The following is a 2,105-nucleotide window of genomic DNA, read 5'->3' as shown; positions in this document are numbered from 1 at the left end:
TTGAAGTCATTTACGGATGATGAGGAGTTACTCGACTCACTCACCAATCGGCTGCATTGGGGCGTTTATTTACCTGCTCTGTTATATTTCACCAAAACTAACCTGATGTCTCAATGTGAAAAGTTTAAATTAGTCACTAAAACCATTATTGGCAAAAATCATAAAGCCAAATCACTCGCCATTACCGATAACGATTACCCCTTTCAGGTAAGCGCCAATAAAATAAACTCAGCCACCCTGAGTGCTGATGGTCGCTATCTGATAACTGCCAATGGAGATCTATCGGCAAAAATCTTCGGCCAAAAGGCTGATGGATCATGGAAAAAAAATACCAGTATTTCCCATAACGGATGGGTCAACTCAGCGATTTTCAGCCCCGATAGTCGCCATGCAGTAACCACCTGTTCGGATGGCAGAGCGAATATATATGCCCTGAGGTGCAATGAGTCATGGGAACCAAAAGCCATCATTTCCCATAGGGCGCAGGTCAACTCAGCCAGTTTCAGCCCCGATGGCCAACATGTGGTGACCACCAGTATGGACAGAACAGCACAAATCCATAGCCAGAAGCTCGATGGATCATGGGATTTACGAGCCATTCTTTCCCATGGCAAAGCCGTCGAATCAGCCACATTCAGCCCTGACAGCCACCATCTGGTCACCGCCAGTTGGGATAAGACGGCGAGAATCTATTGTCAGAAAGACGATGGTTCATGGGCATTAACCAACACACTTCCCCATGATCGTGCTGTCATGTCAGCCCTTTATAGCCCTGATGGCGGCCATGTGCTAACCACCAGTGAGGATCACAGTGCTAAAATCCATAGCCAGAGTGACGATGGTTCCTGGGAATTAACCGCCACACTTCCCCATGATCATATCGTCGAATCAGCCACCTTCAGCCCCGATGGCCGTCATTTGGTGACTGCCAGTTTCGATGGCGCGGTGAAAATCTTCGACCTGCAAGACGATGGATCATGGAAAGAAAAAGCCATCATTTATCATCAGAATACCGTCACGTCAGCCACTTTCAGCCCTGATAGCCGCCATGTGGTCACCGCCAGTAAGGATCGTACGGCGAAAATCATTGGTCAGAAGTCCGATGGGTCATGGTTAGAAAAAGCTCGCATTTACCACATCGACACGGTTCGATCAGCCAGCTTTAGCTCCGATGGCAGCCATGTGGTCACCGCCAGTGACCGTACGGTGATGATCACTGAACTTCGCAGGAGTGATTTATTGACTGCTGTCACTAAGTGACGCGATTCTGCGTGCGCTGAATGACACTTTGATAGCAGGACAGTTTGTCAGTTTCACTTAACAACAAGTTATGAACTTTCGTTCCATAACCCATTCTAACTTACTGTATCTTTTATGAATGTACTTGCTAATCGAGGATAAATACTCACTTTCGGAGAACGAAGGATGGATAGAATCAATAATTACTTCGGCACCGAAGGTTCATACTCGCCACCACCTAAGCGAACTCGAATGGAGAAGGCACCCTCCTGTGTCAGCAATAGTAGTTCCGCCGTTGTGTCTGGCAAGACAGCAATGAATATCAGTGCTTTCAGAGATAATGCATTTAAAGTGGAAAACACACAGATTCCTGATGAAAATTGCGCAGTATGTCATGAGAGCTTTCCACACACGGCAAACATAGTGAAAACGCCCTGTGAACACCTTTTTCACGAGCATTGTTTAAACAAGTGGCTTCAAATCGGTCTGTCAGCCCGAAAAGTTAAAACTTGTCCTACATGTCGAGGCGAGTTAGGTGTCATAAGAAAAAAACTTAACGACTTTGATAAGCTATTGAGTCAATACAACGGTTGTCATTCTTTAGTGAGTGCAGATAGAGCCATTAACGAATGGGATAAAGCAGAAACAAGTCATGAAGCCCTGTACCATTTTGTCCAACTATGCTGGCACAATAGCCAGACACCTGATGATTCACCGTATATAAATATCTTGCGAAAAATTATTCATCCAGTGACAAAAGCCATCATTACCCATGACGATCGGGTCAATTCAGCCATCTTCAGTTCCAATAGCAGCCGATTGGTGAGTGAGTCGAGTAACTCCTCATCATCCGTAAATGACTTCAA

2 protein-coding genes are annotated in these 2,105 nt (G+C 45.7%); both read left to right on the top strand.

From position 1 onward, the window contains the following. The coding region (locus tag KDK16_RS04455; RefSeq protein WP_257274867.1) for a WD40 repeat domain-containing protein at window positions 1-1,260 on the top strand (1,260 nt) is incomplete at its 5' end. Between the two features lie 165 nt (window positions 1,261-1,425). Then, window positions 1,426-2,105: RING-H2 finger protein (locus KDK16_RS04450; RefSeq protein ID WP_257274866.1), on the top strand; the 680-nt coding region annotated here is incomplete at its 3' end.

The sequence above is a fragment of the Endozoicomonas sp. SESOKO4 genome, from assembly GCF_024606275.1.
This window is presented reverse-complemented; position numbering and strand designations above follow the sequence as displayed.